Consider the following 18,841-nt stretch of genomic DNA (forward strand, 5'->3'; position numbering starts at 1 on the left):
CGGGCTTTTTGTATTCTTCCCATGCTGCCTTTTTAGGCACAATTATGATCACAAGACATGCAAGCGATCCGATCCGGCTGTTACGCCGCCGGATATCAGCGTGATCGATTTTCCCCCGGCAAAGCCCCGTTTCCCATTGTCCCAATCAATCATATTACCCTGTTGGCACAGAAATTGATGTTGGGGCCCCTGAACAAGAATCCGGCTGCGCCCCGCAGACCGGACCGTGAGGAAACGCATTTAACAAATGGGGGTTGCCCGATGGAGGCATTCCAGACCGCCTCGGACGTATTTTTCGTCCTGATGGGCGCTATTATGGTGCTCGCCATGCATGCCGGTTTCGCCTTTCTTGAAGTCGGAACCGTACGCAAGAAAAACCAGGTAAACGCCCTGGTTAAAATCATCGTCGATTTTGCCGTTTCCACCATTGCCTATTTTTTCATCGGCTATGGCGTTGCCTATGGAGTTGATTTCTTTAGCAATGCCGCGGTTCTTAGCGGATCTGCGATGGTTGACGGACAGCATCCTTTCGCGTCCAGCGGCTATGATCTGGTCAAATTCTTTTTCCTGCTGACCTTTGCCGCCGCAATCCCTGCCATCATTTCCGGTGGTATCGCCGAACGGGCGCGGTTTTATCCCCAGCTTATTGCCACCGCCATTCTGGTTGGCATCTTTTATCCGCTGTTTGAAGGCATGGTCTGGAACAATAGTTTTGGCTTCCAGGATATGATTGAGGCCACCTTTGGCACACCTTTCCACGATTTTGCAGGTTCCATTGTTGTCCATGCTGTTGGCGGCTGGATCGCACTGGGTGCTGTCATATCGCTTGGTGTCCGGCGCGGGCGTTACACCAAAACCGGCGGGCTGGTTGGTATTCCGCCCTCCAACATCCCGTTTCTGGCACTCGGATCATGGGTACTTTGCGTTGGCTGGTTTGGCTTCAACGTCATGTCGGCCCAATCGGTTAGCGGCATTACCGGGCTGGTCGCGGTCAATTCGCTGATGGCAATGGTTGGGGGCATTCTGACGGCACTGGTCGCCGGACGTAACGATCCCGGTTTCGTTCACAACGGTGCACTTGCAGGACTGGTTGCCGTTTGTGCCGGGTCGGATGTCATGCACCCGATCGGCGCATTGGTGACTGGCGGTATTGCGGGTGTTCTGTTTGTCTGGGGCTTTAATCAGTGTCAGGCAAAATGGAAGATAGACGACGTGCTGGGTGTCTGGCCGTTACATGGCATGTGCGGCCTGATGGGGGGCATCGCATGTGGCATTTTCGGGCTCGAAGCCCTTGGCGGCATGGGGGGCGTTTCATTCGGCGCCCAGCTTGCCGGATCGTTGATCGGAGCAAGCTTTGCCGCAATTTCGGGATTTGTGGTTTACGGCATGATCAAACGGACCATCGGCCTTCGACTGTCCGAAGAAGACGAGTTCGATGGTGCAGATATATCGATCCATAAAATCGGCGCCTATCCCGAGGATGATCTGCGCGCAAGCTGATCTGCCAATTCTTTGCCCAGATTTTCTGTCAAAAGCCCGGAAAGCGCATCTTTCCGGGCTTTTTCGTTATTCCAACCCTTGCCCTTAAATCTTTCTTTGTATTTTTGGCATAGGGGTAAAGTCAGGGGAGATTGCCCACATTTTGCGGATACCTGCATTTTGACGCCTGTTGATATGTGACGGATCCATTCATGACCGGAATGCCGAACGCGATGTTTAACCAGCGCCTTGATCAATTGCCCGCCTATCCGTTCCCACGGCTTGCTGCCCTGTTACAAGGGCTAGAACCCGGCAAGACGCCATTGGTGATGTCGATTGGCGAGCCGCAGCACGAGCCCCCCGCGATGATCACCGAGGCCATGGTGAAATACGCCAGCCTCTGGCACAAATACCCGCCCGGAAACGGCACGCCGGAACTGCGCAGTGCGATCAAGGGATGGCTTGACCGCCGTTATGACCTGCCGGATGGCATGATTGATCGGGATGCTCATATCCTGCCGGTCGCCGGAACACGCGAGGCCCTTTATCTGATTGCAACCTGTGTCATTCCGCAGGATCAGCCCGGCCCGAAACCCAAGGTTCTTTTGCCCAATCCGTTCTATCAGGTCTATTGCGGTGCGGCAGTCCTTAATGATGCGGAAATGGTGCCGCTGGCAGCAGATCCGGAAACCGGTTTCATGCCTGACCTTGATCAGATCGATATCGAAACGCTTAAGGCGTGTCGCCTGTTTTTCCTGTGTTCACCGGCGAACCCGCAAGGGGCCGTTGCATCACGCGACTATCTTGAACGCATTATTGCAATGGCGCAGGAACATGATTTCGTTCTGGCGATGGATGAATGCTACGCCGATATCTATGACCGTGAGGCCCCGGTTGGTGCCCTTGAAATCTGTGCGGCACAGGGACGCATGGACAATGTCGTTGTTTTCCATAGCCTGTCAAAACGATCCAGCGCGCCGGGCCTTCGTTCAGGGTTCGTTGCCGGTGATCCCGTGATTATCAAACGCTTCAACGCATTGCGCAGCTATTGCTCGGCGACGATTCCGATGCCGATCATGGCCGCATCCGCCGAACTGTGGGCCGATGATGCCCACGCATCGGAAAACCGTGATCTTTATCGCGCCAAGATTGATGTCGCGCAGGAAATTTTTGGCAACCGGTTTGGTTTCTATCGCCCGCCGGGGGGCTTTTTCCTGTGGCTTGATGTCGGTGATGATGAAGCAGCAACCAAAAGAATATGGATGGAAGCCGGGGTAAAAGTCATTCCGGGCAGTTATCTGTCGATCACGGATGCAGATGGCAACAATCCAGGAAAACGCTTTATCCGCATTGCCCTTGTTCATGACCTTGAAACCACCCGCGAAGGGCTTCGACGTATCGCCGATGCTCTGAGCTGAACCAAGTCTACCCGATCAACAGCGACGAAACGACAACGGATACCCCGATGAGCAGTCAGTCCAACCTTCTCGCACGCAGCACCGCCTTTATGCCGGGCAGTCTTGTCAATCTGCTGAAACGAAGCGGATTGCAGCTTTGCGGGCTTGCGCTGGTTGGCGCAGCAATCGCACTTTTCATGATGCTGATCGGTTTTCATCCCGGTGATCCGTCTTTCAACCATGCGGCTGATCGCGATGTGATCTTTAACCCGCTTGGAACATTCGGGGCTTATACCGCCGATCTGTTGTTGCGCACGCTTGGTCTGGCATCGGCGCTGCTTACTGTCTTGATCCTCGGCTGGGGTCTGCGGCTGATTGCGGTTCGGCCGTTCAACTGGATGTGGGCACGTTTTCTGGTTTTACCGCTTGCCCTGCTGATGGTCGCCACCGCGGCTGCCGCGGTCCGACCGGGTATGCACTGGCCGCTCACGGTCGGGTTTGGTGGTTTTGCCGGTGATCTACTGCTTTCCAAGCTTCAATACGGGTTCGAAATGATTGGCGTGCCAGGTGCACGTCCGCTGATTGCGCTGATTGCAATGATACTTGGTCTTTTCCTGACCATGTTCTGCATGGCCTATCACATGTCTGAATGGCAGAAAGTCGGCTCGATCCTGTCGCGTATCGCAGGCGGTATCATTTCCGCAATCGGCCGCGGCATTCCTGGCAATTCAACAGATGACCGCCCGGGCGAACGGACAGCCGCCCGTAATCCGCGCATGCGTCAGGAACCGTCACTTGATAAGAGGAAACCCGGCCTCGGTGCTGCCATCAGTACCCGCCTGCAAGCCGCAACATCGTCGCATAACAATGACGACGATGATTTCGATGATGATTACAATGAAGCCGACCACGCCCCGCCGGTTCATATCGTCGCCGCACCGGCGGCAAAATTGCAGCCCGGCGAAAAAGCATCGGCCCAGCGTCAGGCGTCGTTTGATCTTGGATCAGACGATTACCGATTCCCGCCGCTTAGCCTTTTGCATGAACCCGACCCGGCAGACGCAACCCAGATTGATCAGGAAGCATTGGCGCAAAATGCCCGCCTTCTGGAAACCGTTCTTCAGGACTTCGGCGTCAAGGGCGAAATCGTTCAGGTTCGCCCCGGGCCGGTTGTTACCCTTTATGAACTTGAACCGGCAGCAGGCGTTAAGTCATCACGCGTGATCGGTCTGGCCGATGATATCGCACGTTCCATGAGCGCGATTGCTGCCCGTGTCGCGGTGGTACCGGGGCGCAATGTCATCGGTATCGAATTGCCAAACGCACGCCGCGAAACCGTACATTTGCACGAAATTCTGGCATCAAGCGATTTCGAAAAGAATACCGGCAAACTCAATATGAGCCTTGGCAAGGATATCGGCGGCACACCGGTAATTGCCGACCTGTCGAAGATGCCGCACCTGCTGATTGCCGGTACCACCGGCTCGGGTAAATCGGTTGGTGTGAACGCGATGATCCTGTCGTTGCTCTATCGCCTGAAGCCGGAAGAATGCCGTTTCATCATGATCGATCCGAAGATGCTGGAACTGTCGATTTATGACGGTATCCCGCATCTTCTGACGCCGGTTGTGACCGACCCGCACAAGGCGGTTGTTGCCCTTAAATGGGCGGTGCGCGAAATGGAAGACCGTTATCGCGCTATGAGCCAGGTCGGTGTGCGTAACATCGCGGGCTATAACAAACGCATCAAGGAAGCAGCCGCCAAGGGCGAACAGCTGACGCGCCGCGTCCAGACGGGCTTTGATCCCGAAACCGGCAAACCGATCTTTGAAGATCAGGAACTGCCGATGGAGCCACTGCCGTTTATTGTGGTTATCGTCGACGAAATGGCCGATCTGATGCTGGTGGCGGGCAAGGATGTCGAGGCATCGATCCAGCGACTGGCACAGATGGCCCGTGCCGCTGGCCTGCACCTGATCATGGCGACCCAGCGCCCGTCGGTGGACGTTATTACCGGTACGATCAAAGCAAACTTCCCGACCCGAATTTCCTATTCCGTGACATCGAAAATCGATTCCCGGACCATTCTTGGCGAAATGGGTGCCGAGCAGCTTCTGGGTCAGGGGGATATGCTGTATATGGGCCAAGGCGGCCGATTGCAGCGCGTCCATGGTCCGTTTGTATCGGACGAGGAAGTCGAAAGCATCGTCGCCCATCTGCGCGATCAGGGCGATCCGGCCTATCTTGAAACCGTTACCGAAGAACCGGAAGAAGATCCGGTCGCGGCTTATATGGCCGGTGGCGGCGGTTCAGACGGCGGTGGGAATGGATCGGATGATGATCTGTATAATCAGGCTGTCGGCATTGTCCTGCGCGAGAAGAAGGCATCCACCAGCTTTATCCAGCGCAAATTGTCTATCGGGTATAACCGCGCAGCCCGCATCATCGAACAGATGGAAGAAAACGGCATTGTTTCGTCGGCCAACCATGTCGGCAAACGTGAAGTCCTGATGGAAAACATGGACGGATCACCTTACGAATACTGATCCTCCTGCAACCAAAAATATCATCAACAAATGAAAGAGGGATGCCATGTGCATCCCTCTTTCATTTACGGATCTCGCCGCGATACTGATTTCACTGAGGATTCTTCATTTTATCACGGGTTTTCTGATTTCGATCAGGAACAAATGGCAAAGCTCTTTTTATAAAACCGCACATCTGTACAACCCTATGTTGCAGCTATGCTGATCTGACAGCTTTTGCTGCATGCAGTTTCCGCCGTTTACATCCAAATACGGAGAACCCGATGAAACTCTCCAATTTCTCGCTTTCCGCCAAATTGCGGATGGTACTGGTAATGACGGCTTTTTCGCTGGGAGGTCTGGCGGTCTTTGATCTTGTGACCCTGCGATCTGCACTGGTCGAAGAAAAGAAAGCCAATGTCCGGCAAGTCGTCGATATGACCCGTTCGATCTTTAGCCATTATGATCAGCTCGCCAAATCCGGTGAGATCACCCTCGAAGAAGCGCAGACCCGTGCAACAGAGTTTATTCAGAATGCCCGTTACGCTGACAATAATTATGTCTTTGTACTGGGTCTTGATACCAAGGTTATCCTGCATCCGATCCAGCCAAAACTGAACGGTCAGAACGGCAAACAGGTAATTGACGTCAACGGTGTCCCGATCCTTGATGAAATGGTCAAGGCGGCCCGTAATCCCGAAGGCGGTTTCCTGACCTATGAGTGGAACAAACCGGGGCATGACGGGGTATTTCCCAAACTGGCCTATGCCGAAACATTCAAGCCGTGGGGCTGGGTGATAACAACCGGCGTTTATATCGATGATGTTGATGACATTTTCTGGCAAACCGCCATCAATGACATCGCTGTTGCGATTGCCATGCTGATCGTCATCGGAATGGCTGGACTTGCGATTGACAGATCAACAACCCGACCCTTGCGAATGATCACCGAGGCGCTTAACAGATTGGCCCAAGGCGATACCAGCGTCACCACAAACGAAACAGATCGACGTGATGAAATCGGTGCGCTGGCCCGCTCGCTTGATGTTTTCAGGTCAAACCGCGAAAAGGCCGAAAAGCTTGAACAGGAGCAGAAAGATACACACAAGATTCAGATTGCCCGCGCAGAAAAGATCGAAAAGCTGATTAAAAGTTTCGAGATCGAAGTCGAAGGCAATCTGTCGACGGTTCACAGCGCGTTGGAGCAATTACGCACCACGGCAACAGGCATGGCCAGCCAGTCTGACGAAACCACGGGCCGTGCGGCCAACGTTGCCGTGGCAACCGAACAGGCAGCAGCCAATGTCGATACCGTTGCTGCCGCGGCAGAACAGCTTGCGGCATCCATCGATGAAATCACGTCGCAGGTTTCGCGAAGCTCTGATATCGCACAGTCGGGTGCAAACGAAGCCGATGACGCAAGTACGATTTTTGCTGAACTTGGAACGGCTTCCGACAAAATCGGGCAAGTGGTTGAACTGATCCAGTCGATTGCCGAGCAAACCAATCTTCTGGCACTCAACGCCACAATCGAGGCCGCCCGTGCCGGTGATGCCGGAAAAGGCTTTGCCGTGGTTGCGGCCGAGGTCAAAAACCTTGCCAACCAGACCACGCGCGCGACCGAAGACATTGCAGGTCAAATCGGCGGCATTCAGGAATCGACCCAGAATGCACTGGGCGCGATCCAGCACCTTTCGGGTCGGATGAAGGAACTGAACGAGGTTTCGGCAAGCATTGCCGCCGCCGTACGTGAACAGGATGCAGCAACCGGCGAAATCGCCCGCAACGTTGCCGAAGCCGCAACCGGCACCAAGGATGTCGCGCAAAACGTCGTCGGCTTGCGCAAGGCCGCCGAAGAAGAACGTGAAGCATCCGGTCAGGTTCTGGCGGCATCCGGCAGCCTGAACAGCAAATCGCAGAACCTGATGGAGCAAATCAAACAGTTTCTGAATGATATCAGGGCGGCATAAGCCAATCTGATACGGAACTTTCAGCTGTGCCGTCCTGAAAACCGTCAACGTATTTTAGGACGGCACATTCGGAAAAGACAAAAAGCAACTTTCAGTTGATTTTGATCTATCGCAAGATTTCCAGTCTAGAAAAAGCCTAAAACCGGAAAAGAATAACACAACAGGCAGAAACATCGTCCCCACACGCTTTGGAGATGAGGCGTGAATGCCACCAACGGCTTATCTGGAAACGCTCATGACCCTATCCAATCTTTCCATATCGACAAAACTACGACTGGTTCTGGTGCTCGTTGCGCTTGCGTTGACCACTCTTTCAGCAATTGATTTAATCAACCTTCGCGCGACCATGGTTGATGATCGTAAAAACACTGTTCGCAATGTTGTTGAAATGGCCAACACGACTCTGGAGCATTATCAGCAACTTTCCAAAGACGGACAATTGTCGGATGAAGATGCCCGAGAGCAGGCGCTAGCAGCCTTGAATGCGCAACGTTTTGGCGATGACAATTACGTTTTTGTATTCAAGCCGGATACCAGAATTGTTTTGCACCCTGTCCAGCCACAGTTGAATGGCAAGCAAGGCCGTGACATCAAGGACCCGAACGGAATTGCCCTGTTTGTAGAATTGGCAAAGGCTGCCGGACAGCGCGACGGTGTTTTTGTCCCGTACACCTGGAACAAGCCGGGGAAGGAAGGCACATTCCCCAAACTTTCCTATGCCAAAGTCGCGCCGTTTGGCTGGATCGTTGCCACCGGCATTTATATTGATGATGTTGATGCATTATTCTGGCAGCGCGCGATTGCCAACATTGTGGTCGCATTTGCCATGCTTTTCATCATCGCTGTACTCGGCGTCATGATCGACCGGTCGACATCTCGTCCGCTTAAATCGATTACCACCGCGATCAACAATCTGGCAAACGGCAATACCGAAATCGCCATCACAAATTCAGATCGCAAAGATGAAATTGGCGACCTGCAACGGGCATTGCTGATTTTCCGCGAGAATCGTCTTCAAGCCGACAAACTTGAACGTGAACAGCAGGAAAACCAGGAAGCACAGCTTCAGCGTGCCAAAAAGATCGATGCAATGGTCCGCAACTTTGAAACAGAGGTTGCCGGGAACCTTACAGTTGTTAATGCAGCGGTGACGCAGCTTCGCAGCACAGCCAGCCACATGATGGATCAATCGGTGTCGACAACCAACCAAGCCACCGCTGTTGCGGCGGCAACAGAAGAAGCGTCGGCAAATGTGGACACTGTCGCTTCCGCCGCCGAACAGCTTGCCGCCGCGATCGATGAAATCACACTTCAGGTCAATCGTAGTTCGCAGATTGCCCAGTCGGGTGCCGAAGAAGCCGAGGAAGCCAGCTCTATCTTTGCTGCACTCGGAAATGCATCCGACAAGATTGGCGAAGTTGTTGAATTGATCCAGTCGATTGCAGAACAAACAAATCTTCTTGCACTGAATGCGACCATTGAAGCAGCACGGGCAGGAGAAGCTGGTAAAGGGTTTGCCGTGGTGGCCGCGGAGGTCAAGAACCTTGCCAATCAAACCACCCGCGCAACCGAAGACATCGCAACCCAGATCAACGATATCCAGTCATCGACACAAAATGCGCTGGGCGCTATCCAGCACCTTTCGGGTCGGATGAACGAATTGAACGAAGTTGCAGGTGGAATTGCCGCAGCCGTCAGCGAACAGGATGCCGCCACGGGTGAAATTGCCCGTAATGTGTCCGAAGCCGCCGAGGGAACCAAGGAAGTGTCACGCAATGTCAACGGCCTCAGGCACTCTGCCGAAGACGAACGAGGCGCTTCTGGTGAAGTCATGGATGCTGCGGAAAGCCTTAGCGACAAGTCACACGTCCTGATGTCTCAAATCAACGATTTCCTGGCCAACATCCGGGCGGCATGATCAATCTGATACAGGTCTCCGATTACAGGTCATAGAAAAAGGCGGGCTGCATGACACAGCCCGCCTTTTGATGTTTTAAGATCGTCACCGATCAGATGATCAGATCGACTGATTGATCCAGTCAACCAGAGCGCTTTTCGGCAGCGCGCCAACTTTCATCGCTGCAACTTCGCCACCCTTGAAGATCATCAGGGTCGGGATACCGCGCACACCGTATTTCGCCGGGGTGTTCGGGTTTTCGTCGATGTTTACCTTGGCAATCTTGAGCTTGCCGCCCAGTTCGCCAGCAATTTCGTCCAGATACGGCGCAATCTGTTTACACGGGCCACACCATTCCGCCCAGAAATCGACGAGAACCGGGTCGTTGGAACCCAGAACGTCGGAATCGAACGAAGTATCGGATACTTTAATCGTGGTCATACTATCAGTTCCTGGTTGTTACGAGGCCAAGTGGGGTAAACCGCTCACCTCGATCCGCTGTATGGAGGCAAAGGTAGGCAGCACTGACGCAAACGTCAAGCGCGTTACAGTCTCATGATGTGTTCAGGCAGCTCTACCATCCATGGTCCATTGGTCCAAAGGATGAAACAGCGAATGCGTTTGTCCGGATACATCTGGCTTAATGCGGCCCGGTAAATCGACATCTGCCGACGATAGGCACGTGGTGTCCCCTCGACATCGCGCGGGGGCGGACGATTTGTTTTAAAATCAACGATCATCACCTCGTTTTCACGTACGACCAGACGGTCAATCTGTGCGGAAACGACATCCCCGCCGACGATCCCGACCAGCGGCACCTCGGCCTTTGATCCGGCATCAAAAACAGGTGCGAATTCGGGATTCTCAAAAATCGCGATTGTTTCATTGGTGATTTCGCGCTGCTGGTCTGCATCAAGCGCATGAACCGGCTGAGCAAGGAAGCGTTCGGCAGCCGCCCGCCTTTTGGCATCAGGCAGGTCCGGCAGCAATTCAAGCAGCTTGTGAATCAGAAGCCCGCGTTTGAAGCTTTGGCCCTGGTCACCGCCCAATGGCGATTGCACAGACGGTTCTTCTTCCAGCGGACGGCTGGGTGCCAATGGCTTGGGCGGAAAGGCCTCGATCGGGGCGATATCGCGAATCAGGGTCCGTTTGGGCAAATCTGTCGCACCGCTTGCGGTTTCGACCTTGTCGGCCCGGGGAGCTTCGCGCTGATCGGTTTCCCATACCCAGCCATCCCCCGTCCAGCCGGACCCGGAAAAATCGGAAAAATCAAACGGCTCGGATCGGGCGTAGCCCTCCATGGCCTGCTGACACAGATTGTACCAGCAATGATCGGGTGCCTTGCGCTTGCCCTGCCAGCCGCAGATATAAAGCCGGTCTTCGGCGCGCGTCAGCGCCACATACAGTAGGCGGTTATATTCCTGATCGCGCTTGATCGCGATACCGTCACGCAGACGCGACACCACATCGGTTTCCAATGCCACACGTGGCAGCCAATACATCAGGTCGCGATCTTCCTGCCAGAACAGGTTGGGCGCCTGTGTTGGTACCTGCATGGTATCGGGCAGGAATACGATGGGCGCCTGCAGGCCCTTGGCCCCATGCACCGTCATGATCCGGACCTCATCACGGCCGCTTTGTTCAAGGTCACGCTTGATTTCGGCGTCGCCTGCCATCAGCCAGTGCAGGAACCCCTGCAAGGTCGGCGCATGATCGGCTTCGTAGCCCATGGCAAGGTTAAGGAGTTCGTCAATCGGGTCGTTTGCTTCGATCCCGAGCCGCCCGACCAACCGTGCGCGCACCCCGCGCGCATCATCACCGCGCCCGCCCAGAAGTTCGGCAAACAGTTCGAACGGCCGTTCGTAATCAACCCGCCCCAGCCATTTCGACAGGAATTGATAGGCCGAAAGGAAAGCCGGATTGGCATCATCACTGCCCGCCTTTTCGCGCAAGGCAAGCCAAAGGGTGCGCGGACGGTTATGGGCGACTGCAAATAGCTGATCATCATCAAACCCGATCAGCGGGCTTTTGAGCACCTCGGCCAGCGTCAGGTCATCTTCGGGCATCAACAGGAACCGGCCAAAGGCGATCAGGTCCATCACAGCAAGCTGATCGGTGATCTGCATGCGGTCCACACCGGCGACCGGAACGTTTCGTTCCTTCAGCGCCTTGACGACCTCATCGACAAAGGCGGTACGACGCCGCACCAGGATCATGAAATCACCTGCCCGCACCGGACGATCCCGCGATATCAGTTTCTCGCCCGTATCGATGGCATGGCGGATACGCCCGGCAATGACCCGTGCCAGCCTGATTTCCGGGTCTTCGAGGCGCACGATGCGGGTTGGTGGCGTCCATGGGTCTTCGGCGTCACGTTCCTGCGGTTCGACCGCAGGCCATAATTCAATCCGCCCGGCCTGCCCGACGCGGAACGGACTATGGCTGACATCAGCACCATCGTCGCCGACCCCCTGCTTCGCGATCATCCCGGCAAAAACCCGGTCTACCGTGCCCAAAACCGCATCGGTCGAACGGAAGGATATGTTCATCGGGACTTCGCGCCATTCGGCTTCGATTTCGCGTGCTCGTTCGCGGAAATAGGCCCGCATCTGGGTGAATTTTTCGGGATCGGCGCGCTGGAAGCTGTAAATCGATTGTTTCGCATCCCCAACGGCAAAGATTGTCCGTGGTTTTTCATCATGCTGCCCGGCACCAGCAAAGAATTCCTCGGCCAGAATGCGCACCACTTCCCATTGTTCGGGGTTGGTGTCCTGTGCCTCGTCAATCAGGATATGGTCAAGACCTTCGTCGAGTTTGAACAAAACCCACCCGGCAATCCCGGCCTGTTGTTGCAACAACCGCAGGCTTGTCAGGATCAGATCATCATAGTCAAGGCGGGCATGCAGGGCCTTTTTGGCGGCATAACGATCCAGCATCGCATTTCCGATGCTGATCAGGGCCGCCGTGGCCCCGGCCAGGGCTGCGGCCTTGCGCAAACGGTCGACTTCGATCAGGCGCGCACATTCGGCTTCCAGTGCGTCGGCTCCCATCGGGTGATTTTCGGCGGCCTTTTTCGTGATCAGCTTGGCACGTGGTTCGCCCGCGGCGGTAAAGAAAACACCGCGATAATCTGAAAATACCGCCAGCCGATCCTCGATACCGGTTTTTTCAAGGAATTGCGCCAGTGCCGGGACGCGGTCCTGATCTGTTTTGGTCCCGGCCTCCAACGCGGCCAACCCGCGCATCAGGCCGTCGCGGTCAAACGCATCATCAGACAGGGCCCTGCGCAATACAGCATCCTCGTCCTGCCCGACCGGAACACCAAGGGCTGCGTAGACCGCATCGCGCATCCGGTTGGCACCACCATGATGGGCCAGCATGCGTTTCAAACGGCCACGTTCACGCGCCAGTTCCCCCATGACTTCGCCAAAGGCACCTTCGCGGACCTGTCCGGTCACGACCGACAGGGCATCCGCCAGATCGTCGTCCCGGCCATTTCGGGCAAAAGCCAGCACTTCTTCCTGCACATCGGCCATGGTTTCGGCCGCAGTCCGGTCATCCATGATTTCAAAATGCGGTGCCAGACCGGCCTCAAGCGGGAAGCGACGCAGCAATGACTGGCAAAAAGCATGGATCGTCTGGATTTTCATCCCGCCCGGCGCATCAAGGACCGATGCAAACAGGCGGCGCGCGCGACGCGTTTCATCGCCACTTGGCGCGGTGCCAGCCAGATTGAAAAGATCGTCATGAAGTTCACGATCTTCCATGGTGGCCCAATGACCCAGCCGTTCATTGACACGGTTGGCCATTTCCGCCGCCGCAGCCTTGGTAAAGGTCAGACACAGAATACGATGGGGTTCGGTCCCCGACAGCATCAGGCGCAACACCCGATCCGACAGAACCTTTGTCTTGCCCGCACCGGCCGATGCCGACACCCAGACCGAGGCCATCGGGTCGGACGCATTGCGTTGCAGGATATTGGGATCGGTGCCGCGAATTTCGGTCATGCGTCGCGCGCCCCATTATCTTTGCTGTCCTCTTGCTCCGTATCCTCGCTGCCCATCCATTCGCGCAGGCGTGCGAGATGAACATAATCGGAATATTTTGGCGCATGATCCGGGTGCGGCACACTCAGATAAGGTGTGTTTTCGTCGTCAAATGCGGTGGCAAGTGCATTGACCCCGGCCACCGCATCACGTGCAAGCTCCGCCGGGGTGGTTTTCATGCGTTTGGTATCAATCTCGCGGATTTCACCTGCGGGGTCGCCACCGGAAAGCTTCCAGAACGCCATGGAAGCCGGTGGACCGGCAGGGACATCCTTAAATCCGCCATCCTGCGCAATCGCGGCCTCAAGCGGCAATTGCGGGGCAAAGCCATTGGCAACGTCTGTCTGGCTGGGCGGCATGCCGGTTTTATAATCAATGATCGCGATCCCGCCATCGCGCAGCATGTCAATCCGGTCCGCACGGGCATAAACTTCGAACCCGGTCGCGGTTTCAAGCGTGCCGGATTGTTCGGTATAGGATCTGCGCACATGATCCCGGCGCGCGGCTTCCGTCTGGATGAACCAGCGGGCAATCCTCTCGAACCGTGGCCACCAGAACGCCCAAAGGCCGGGCCGGGCCGCAAGCGGTTTGAACACCGCCCGCCCGATCATGATCAATTCCTGTTCGCCATCCGGTGGCAGATGATCGGGGTATCTCGAAATAAACTGATCAAGGGCATCATGGATCAGGTTGCCGTAATCCGCCGCGCCGGGATCTTCGTCCACCCCGTCAAGTTTGAGTAAACCAAGGATATGCCGGGCATAGATCGCATACGGATCACGCATCCATGTTTCAATCTGGGTAACCGACAAGCGCTGCGGCCGGACCGAAACCGGTGGTGTCGGGGCCGGGCGGCCAATTTTGCGGCGCATGTCATCGCGCGGTTCATCCAGCAGATCGGCCAAGGCACGCCACCCATGGGCATCCGGCTTTTCCATTGAAACGCCCGACTTCCGAAGAATGTTTTCAATCCGTAACAACCAGCGGGACGGCACAGTTGGCGTGCCTTCAACGCGCAGGGCCCGGGTCATCACAACGTCTGGCGCGCAAAATAGCTGCTGAAAATCATGGGCCGACTGACCAACGCGATGTTCAGGTGCCGGAAGGCCGAAATTACGCCGCATCGGGCGGCTCATCCATGGATCGGCCCCGGCTTCGGGCGGCCAGACACCCTCGTTCAAACCGCCCAGAATGGTCAGATCGGCCTGTTGCATCTGGGCTTCGACCGTGCCCCAGATAAACAGGCGCGGATGTTTGCCATAACGCGGACGCACCGCACGATCAGCCATCAAGGCATCCAGAAAGGCTGCATACCGGATACCCGGCATCGGAACGAAATCTGTCAGGGCCTGCAATAATTCGTGGACGAAATCAGCCAGGGCTTCGCCCGCCTCGCCACGCCAAAGCCGTTCGACACCATCCTGCACGTCGCTTGCGGCAAGGGCTTCGGCGGCCATGATGTGACTGCGCAGGGCCCCCACCGGCGAGATCGATTTTTCATCCATCAGATCGAGCAAAGGCGCAAGACTGTCTTCAAACCGGGAAATCAGATCGGAAAGTCGCGCATGATCATCGCGGATGCGTTCAATCCGCGGGGCCGCATTATCCGCACCGGACGCGGTGATACGATCAATCGTCTCGTCACGCCAGCCATCCAGCGCCACCTGCAACCCGTCCAAACCCGGACCGGGACGCGCACCGCGCAAAACATATTGTTCCATCTGCCGGGTCAGGACACGGAACTGTTCGGGCGGCAAGCCTGCCGCGCTGAGCGGATGTTTCAGAAGCTCCAGCAAGGGCACCGGGGCAAACTGTTCCTGCACGGCGCGCACGACAAGGCGCAGATAAATGGCTGGTGCGGTGTCGTGCAAAGGGATACCGGCCGAGTCATCAACCTCGACCTCCCAGCGGCGAAGTTCGGTTGCCACGCGCCGTGCCAGTCCCCGGTCGGGTGTTACCAGTGCGCATGTCTTGCCCGGCACTTCAAGCGCGTCACGCATCAGAAGGGCAATTGTCGCCGCCTCCTCGCGGGCACCGGAACAATCGATACGCAGCACACCATCAAGCACATCGGATGCGAAATTGCCAGCATGGCGCCATTGATCGGTGGTTTGTGCCGGGCGCAGGGCTTCGCGGGCCAAACGGCGGCGTTCTTCCTGGGCCGGGTTCGCCGCAGGCACCGATGGCCAAAGCAGAACCGTCGCCGGATCACGCCCGATATGACGCAATGTCGTGCCCAAAAGATGTTGCGGATGGGTGGCATCCTCGCCAATCGCCTGCCAGTCGTCACGCCCCAAGCCCGTCATCAGACCCGGCAGGACCACACGACCATGCGGCATGTTCAAAACCGCGCTCATCAGATCGCGCAATGCTGGAAACGGGCCGGTTGAGCCTGCGACAATGATTGGTGTCGCGGGCGGGTTTTCGCGCCAAAGCGTGATCTGGGCGGCAATCAGGGCATTGCGGCGCATAGCCCGGTCACTGACCTGATAGGTTTCGAGAATGGCGGGCCAGTGCAACGTGAGGATTTGCAGGAATTCCAGCGTCAATTGCCAATGTTCGGCAAATTCGGCAGGCACCAGCCCCTTAAGATCATCAAATTTGCAGTTTTCGATCTGCACCTGATCAAGAAATCGCGCCAGTTCGCCGGCAAGACGGGCGGCCTGATCCGCAGTTGGTTTATCGCCCTTGTGATCGGGCCGGTTCATGATCAGTCGGGTTAACAGCAATTTCCGTTGCAGATCGGGAATGGATGGCGGTAGATCAAGGGCCGCCTGTTCCCCACCGGCACCATAGATCGCCAGTTCATCCTCGTCCGCCTCGCCCAGCGCGCGGATGGTTGGCAGCATCGTCACCGCGCCATTTGATTGACGCAGAAACGCATCGCGCATCACCTTGGCCGAACGGCGATTGGGCACCATCAGGACATAGTCGGACAAGGCAACGGGCTGGCTGGCCGTTTCGGCAATCAGCTGTTTTGCAATCAGATCGGCAAAGGCGGCACCCGGCGGAATATAAAACAGGTTTTCCGGCTGTGCCGCCGGTGCGGCAAAGGTATCGGCGGCGTCCATATAATCGAACAGATCCGCCATCAATCGCCCCCGGATTTGGCTGCTTTTGCCATTCTGGCGGTACTTTCATGTGCCAATGCATCTGCGATGACGATTTCGGCATCGGCCAATGCTTCTGGCGTGCCGATATGGAAATAATCCCCGTCATGAACCAGACCGAAGCAACGCCCCGATGCCAATGCCTTGTCGTAAACCAGATTTGATGAAAATGCGCCATCAGGGGTATTTTCAAACAATCGCGGCGACAGAATCTGAACACCGGTAAAGAAATATGGGGCAGACACGGCATCGCCGCGACGCTTCAAACGGCCATCGACCTGCCAGAAGAAATCACCAGCACCGTCATAACCAAACGCCCCTTCGACCGGATAGATCGCAAGCAATGCATCCATATGGTCCGGATCGAATGCCTCTGTCAGGCGATCAAAAAGCGGCTCCGCGCCCTCGGTCCAGAAAACATCTGCGTTGGCAACCAGCACGGCCTGATCATCAAGCATCGGCAGGGCCTTTTTCACCCCACCGCCTGTTTCAAGCAGGTCTTCCTCGGGCGAGCAAAGAACCCTTGGCATTGTCCGGCTGGCAACATGATCTACAATCATCTGTCCCAGATAATGGCTGTTGACCACAGCCTGATCAAAGCCCGCCAAGGCCAGCTTATCAAGTACGTGATCAAGCATCGGCTTGCCTGCAACCGGCACCAGCGGCTTTGGCATGTGATCGGTGATCGGACGCATGCGTTTGCCAAGCCCGGCAGCCAGAACCATTGCTTGCGCCTTTGCGTTCCTATCCCTCATCAGGATGCCCCCTGTTCGGACGATTGCTGCGAGTTGGCCAGTGACGGAGCCATTCGTGCCTCAACCGGGATATGATGTGCAATCCACGCTGCCAATTCAGGCAGATTGCGGTCTGCATCGCGCAGGATCAATTCCCAGCAACGCGGGATGAAATCGAAATAGCGTCGTTTGCCCGCCTTGATCGCGAGCCAGCCGAACCGGCCCAAGATCCTGAAGTTCCTTACCATATTGCAGGCAGCATAAGACATTTCGAAATCGGAACGATCAAGATTTTCAAAGGCCGCGCAATATCGGTCTTTCAGGCTGTTTTCAAGTTCGACACCGATATCATGACGCACATCGCGCAAAAGCGACACCAGATCATAGGGCCGCGGGGCAATTGCCGCATCCTGAAAATCAATGATGCCGCAATCCTCGCCGCCCTCGTCATTTTCAACCAGCATCAGATTATCAACGTGATAATCGCGGTGAATGATCACCTCGCCGGATTTCCAGCAGTTCGGCAACACGGCCTCAAGCATCGCATCAAATTCGACGATGGCCCGGCTACGCTTTGCGTCATCCGTCACGATCAATGGCAGATAATCGGTCTTGAAGCTTTGCAGCATGCGCTTGAAATTGTCTGGCGCGTATCGGACCAGCCCGGAATCCGCACTTTCAAACCGGGTATCACAATACCGGTGCAGGGTGATGAGCTGATCCACCGCGCGCAGATAAAGTGCCGGTTTGGAGGCCCCGCTCAGATCAAGTGCGCGGGTAAAGGTCAGATCGCCAAAATCCTCGATCAGGACAAGGCCAAGCGCAACATCGCTTGCATATATCGCGGGGATACGCCAACCGGCTTGCGACAGCAGTGATGTCGTTGCAATAACCGGCGTGACCGAAGCCGGACGTTCCGGGTTTTCATGAATACCGTGCGGGTCGACACTGATCGCGTCAGGCGGAAAATCCATCAGAAGGGCGGTCTGTCGCCCATTATCCAGACGGTAGTATTTTCGCGCCGATGCATCATCAACCAATGCGACGGGTTCAATATCAGCCCAGCCATTTTCGCGCAGAAATCTGTCGATTACATCCTGACGTCTAATCACGGTCATGATGCGACCCCGGGCAGATTTGTTATCCGTTTTTCCCAATCCTCGCCATGCGGGACCAGTTGAAAAACGCGCGCATCTGGGTTTGATCCGGGTTCGATATGAATATCAAGCCGGTCTTGCGGTGTCAGATATTCCAACCGGTCAGGCCATTCTATCAGGCTGACACCATCGGTAAAGGCGTCCTCGATATCAAGTTCGTGGATTTCTTCGGGATCGGAAAGCCGGTAAAGATCGAAATGCCAGACCGGGACCGGATCAAGTTCGTAAATCTGAACCAGTGTGAAGGTCGGGCTTGGGACTTCTTCATGCGGATTACCGGCAAGTGCGCGGATATAGGCGCGGCAAAACGCACTTTTCCCCATTCCCAACGTCCCGTGCATCAGGATCACATCACCGGCTTTTGCAAGGGCGGCAAGGTGCCCGGCAAGGGTTTCGGTACCTTTCTGATCACTGACAGTGACTGTCTTGCTCATGATATCCGTCGAATAATTGTGTTCTGATCCTAGTTGTAGGGTGATGGGCCCACCCTTCGCAATGATTTTACATGCATCGTATAACGCAGGCA

The 18,841-nt window shown here is 55.8% G+C and carries 11 protein-coding genes; 5 read left to right on the top strand and 6 right to left on the bottom strand.

Going from position 1 to position 18,841, the window contains the following annotated elements:
• Positions 1–261 precede the first annotated feature (261 nt).
• The 5 genes from TH468_RS05520 to TH468_RS05540 all read left to right on the top strand — a co-directional run bounded on the left by TH468_RS05520 (position 262) and on the right by TH468_RS05540 (position 9,289).
• Entirely contained in the window at positions 262–1,500 is a 1,239-nt protein-coding gene (locus TH468_RS05520) for an ammonium transporter (protein ID WP_085642985.1), read from the top strand.
• A gap of 191 nt (positions 1,501–1,691) precedes the next feature.
• Complete coding sequence (locus TH468_RS05525) at positions 1,692–2,897, top strand: aminotransferase class I/II-fold pyridoxal phosphate-dependent enzyme (RefSeq protein ID WP_085642586.1); 1,206 nt, start codon at positions 1,692–1,694, stop codon at positions 2,895–2,897.
• A 47-nt stretch (positions 2,898–2,944) separates the two neighbouring features.
• Entirely contained in the window at positions 2,945–5,422 is a 2,478-nt protein-coding gene (locus TH468_RS05530) for a DNA translocase FtsK (protein ID WP_085642587.1), read from the top strand.
• 263 nt (positions 5,423–5,685) lie between these two features.
• Positions 5,686–7,371 carry a methyl-accepting chemotaxis protein gene (locus tag TH468_RS05535; RefSeq protein WP_085642588.1) on the top strand — a complete coding sequence of 562 codons (1,686 nt, stop codon included), beginning with the start codon at positions 5,686–5,688 and terminating at the stop codon, positions 7,369–7,371.
• A 235-nt stretch (positions 7,372–7,606) separates the two neighbouring features.
• Positions 7,607–9,289: a methyl-accepting chemotaxis protein gene (locus TH468_RS05540; protein ID WP_085642987.1), complete on the top strand. Its 1,683-nt coding sequence runs from the start codon at positions 7,607–7,609 to the stop codon at positions 9,287–9,289.
• Between the two features lie 99 nt (positions 9,290–9,388).
• Here the strand turns inward: TH468_RS05540 and trxA are convergent, their stop codons facing one another.
• The 6 genes from trxA to tsaE all read right to left on the bottom strand — a co-directional run bounded on the left by trxA (position 9,389) and on the right by tsaE (position 18,749).
• Positions 9,389–9,709 carry a thioredoxin TrxA gene (trxA, locus tag TH468_RS05545; protein WP_007088718.1) on the bottom strand — a complete coding sequence of 107 codons (321 nt, stop codon included), beginning with the start codon at positions 9,707–9,709 and terminating at the stop codon, positions 9,389–9,391.
• Positions 9,710–9,813: 104 nt separating this feature from the next.
• Entirely contained in the window at positions 9,814–13,275 is a 3,462-nt protein-coding gene (addA, locus tag TH468_RS05550; protein ID WP_085642589.1) for a double-strand break repair helicase AddA, read from the bottom strand.
• Entirely contained in the window at positions 13,272–16,406 is a 3,135-nt protein-coding gene (gene addB / locus TH468_RS05555) for a double-strand break repair protein AddB (RefSeq protein ID WP_085642590.1), read from the bottom strand. Before addB ends, addA begins: the two co-directional genes overlap by 4 nt.
• Complete coding sequence (locus TH468_RS05560) at positions 16,406–17,179, bottom strand: nucleotidyltransferase family protein (protein ID WP_085642591.1); 774 nt, start codon at positions 17,177–17,179, stop codon at positions 16,406–16,408. Before TH468_RS05560 ends, addB begins: the two co-directional genes overlap by 1 nt.
• A complete protein-coding gene (locus tag TH468_RS05565) occupies positions 17,179–18,276 on the bottom strand; it encodes an aminoglycoside phosphotransferase family protein (protein ID WP_085642592.1) in 1,098 nt (365 codons plus the stop codon). Before TH468_RS05565 ends, TH468_RS05560 begins: the two co-directional genes overlap by 1 nt.
• A complete protein-coding gene (gene tsaE / locus TH468_RS05570; RefSeq protein ID WP_085642593.1) occupies positions 18,273–18,749 on the bottom strand; it encodes a tRNA (adenosine(37)-N6)-threonylcarbamoyltransferase complex ATPase subunit type 1 TsaE in 477 nt (158 codons plus the stop codon). Before tsaE ends, TH468_RS05565 begins: the two co-directional genes overlap by 4 nt.
• Between the last annotated feature and the right edge of the window lie 92 nt (positions 18,750–18,841).

The sequence above is a fragment of the Thalassospira sp. MCCC 1A03138 genome, assembly GCF_002115785.1.
Classification (GTDB): domain Bacteria; phylum Pseudomonadota; class Alphaproteobacteria; order Rhodospirillales; family Thalassospiraceae; genus Thalassospira.

Bases quoted from the DNA above. Each gene is read 5' to 3' on its own strand.
- TH468_RS05540 (WP_085642987.1), top strand. From the start codon at position 7,607: ATGACCCTATCCAATCTTTCCATATCGACAAAACTACGACTGGTTCTG.
- addA (WP_085642589.1), bottom strand. From the start codon at position 13,275: ATGACCGAAATTCGCGGCACCGATCCCAATATCCTGCAACGCAATGCG.
- TH468_RS05525 (WP_085642586.1), top strand. From the start codon at position 1,692: ATGACCGGAATGCCGAACGCGATGTTTAACCAGCGCCTTGATCAATTG.
- TH468_RS05520 (WP_085642985.1), top strand. From the start codon at position 262: ATGGAGGCATTCCAGACCGCCTCGGACGTATTTTTCGTCCTGATGGGC.
- TH468_RS05530 (WP_085642587.1), top strand. From the start codon at position 2,945: ATGAGCAGTCAGTCCAACCTTCTCGCACGCAGCACCGCCTTTATGCCG.
- TH468_RS05560 (WP_085642591.1), bottom strand. From the start codon at position 17,179: ATGAGGGATAGGAACGCAAAGGCGCAAGCAATGGTTCTGGCTGCCGGG.
- trxA (WP_007088718.1), bottom strand. From the start codon at position 9,709: ATGACCACGATTAAAGTATCCGATACTTCGTTCGATTCCGACGTTCTG.
- tsaE (WP_085642593.1), bottom strand. From the start codon at position 18,749: ATGAGCAAGACAGTCACTGTCAGTGATCAGAAAGGTACCGAAACCCTT.
- addB (WP_085642590.1), bottom strand. From the start codon at position 16,406: ATGGCGGATCTGTTCGATTATATGGACGCCGCCGATACCTTTGCCGCA.
- TH468_RS05535 (WP_085642588.1), top strand. From the start codon at position 5,686: ATGAAACTCTCCAATTTCTCGCTTTCCGCCAAATTGCGGATGGTACTG.
- TH468_RS05565 (WP_085642592.1), bottom strand. From the start codon at position 18,276: ATGACCGTGATTAGACGTCAGGATGTAATCGACAGATTTCTGCGCGAA.